This window comes from Paracoccus sp. FO-3 (genome assembly GCF_006386455.1).
GTDB lineage: Bacteria > Pseudomonadota > Alphaproteobacteria > Rhodobacterales > Rhodobacteraceae > Paracoccus > Paracoccus versutus.
Genome location: NZ_VCBQ01000241.1, coordinates 1 through 1,801, shown reverse-complemented (window position 1 = coordinate 1,801; position 1,801 = coordinate 1). Strand labels below are relative to the sequence as shown.

1 protein-coding gene is annotated in these 1,801 nt (G+C 68.1%); it reads right to left on the bottom strand.

The features are described 5' to 3' along the window. Positions 1-160: 160 nt before the first annotated feature. Entirely contained in the window at positions 161-1,798 is a 1,638-nt protein-coding gene (gene groL / locus FE811_RS26690; protein WP_036761420.1) for a chaperonin GroEL, read from the bottom strand. Positions 1,799-1,801 lie beyond the last annotated feature (3 nt).

The following is a 1,801-nucleotide window of genomic DNA, read 5'->3' as shown; positions in this document are numbered from 1 at the left end:
GGCCCCAGCCCGGCCCGGTGCGGCCCCGGTGCGGCCCGGTGCGGCCCGGTGCGGCCCAGAGCGGCCCCGGTGCGCGGCAAGGCCCTTGTTCTGGCGCGGTCCGCCCGCGAAAAAGGCCGCCCCCTGCGGGGCGGCCCGGTCTTTCGCCGCTTCGGGCAGCTTACATCATGCCGCCCATGCCGCCCATGTCGGGCATGCCGCCGGCGGGGGCCTTGGGCTCGGGCTTCTCGGCGATCATCGCCTCGGTGGTGATCAGCAGGCCGGCGACCGAGGCCGCATCCTCCAGCGCGGTGCGCACCACCTTGGCCGGGTCGATCACGCCGAACTTGAACATGTCGCCATATTCCTCGGTCTGCGCGTTGAAGCCGAAGGCCTTGTCCGAGGATTCGCGCACCTTGCCGGCAACCACCGCGCCGTCCACGCCGGCGTTCTCGGCGATCTGGCGCATCGGCGCCTCCAGCGCACGGCGGATGATGGCGATGCCGGCTTCCTGGTCCGAGTTCGCACCGGCCAGCCCTTCCAGCGCCTTGGCCCCCTGCACCAGCGCCACGCCGCCGCCGACCACGATGCCTTCCTGCACCGCGGCGCGGGTCGCGTTCAGCGCGTCGTCCACGCGGTCCTTGCGCTCCTTGACCTCGATCTCGGTCATGCCGCCGACGCGGATCACCGCCACGCCGCCGGCCAGCTTGGCCACGCGCTCCTGCAGCTTCTCGCGGTCGTAGTCCGAGGTGGTCTCCTCGATCTGCTGGCGGATCTGGGCGACGCGCGCCTCGATCTCGGCCTTCTCGCCGGCGCCGTCGACGATGGTGGTGTTGTCCTTGTTGATCGAGATCTTCTTGGCCCGGCCCAGCATGTCGATGGTGACATTCTCCAGCTTCATGCCCAGGTCTTCCGAGATCACCTGGCCGCCGGTCAGGATGGCGATGTCCTGCAGCATGGCCTTGCGGCGGTCGCCGAAGCCCGGCGCCTTCACCGCGGCGATCTTGAGCCCGCCGCGCAGCTTGTTCACGACCAGCGTCGCCAGGGCCTCGCCCTCGACGTCCTCGGCCACGATCAGGAGCGGCTTTTGCGACTGGATCACGGCCTCGAGCAGCGGCACCATCGGCTGCAGCGACGACAGCTTCTTCTCGTGCAGCAGGATATAGGCATCCTCCAGCTCGGCGATCATCTTGTCGGCGTTGGTGACGAAATAGGGCGAGAGATAGCCGCGGTCGAACTGCATCCCCTCGACGACCTCGACCTCGGTCTCCATGCCCTTGTTCTCTTCGACGGTGATCACGCCCTCGTTGCCGACGCGCTGCATCGCCTCGGCGATCTGCTGGCCGATGAAGGCCTCGCCATTGGCCGAGATGGTGCCGACCTGCGCCACTTCCGAGCTGTCGTTGACCGGGCGGGCGGCGGATTTGATGGCTTCCACGACCTTGGCGGTGGCCATGTCGATGCCGCGCTTGAGATCCATCGGGTTCATGCCGGCGGCCACGGCCTTGAGGCCCTCGCGCACGATGGCCTGGGCCAGAACGGTGGCGGTGGTGGTGCCGTCGCCGGCCTCGTCATTGGTGCGCGAGGCCACTTCGCGCACCATCTGCGCGCCCATGTTCTCGAACTTGTCGGAAAGCTCGATCTCCTTGGCGACCGAAACGCCGTCCTTGGTGATGCGCGGCGCGCCGAAGGACTTGTCGATCACCACGTTGCGCCCCTTCGGGCCCAGCGTCACCTTGACCGCATCCGCAAGGATGTTCACGCCCTTCAGCATCCGGTCACGCGCGTCGCTGTTGAACTTAACTTCTTTCGCAGCCATCTG

Bases quoted from the DNA above. Each gene is read 5' to 3' on its own strand.
- groL (WP_036761420.1), bottom strand. From the start codon at position 1,798: ATGGCTGCGAAAGAAGTTAAGTTCAACAGCGACGCGCGTGACCGGATG.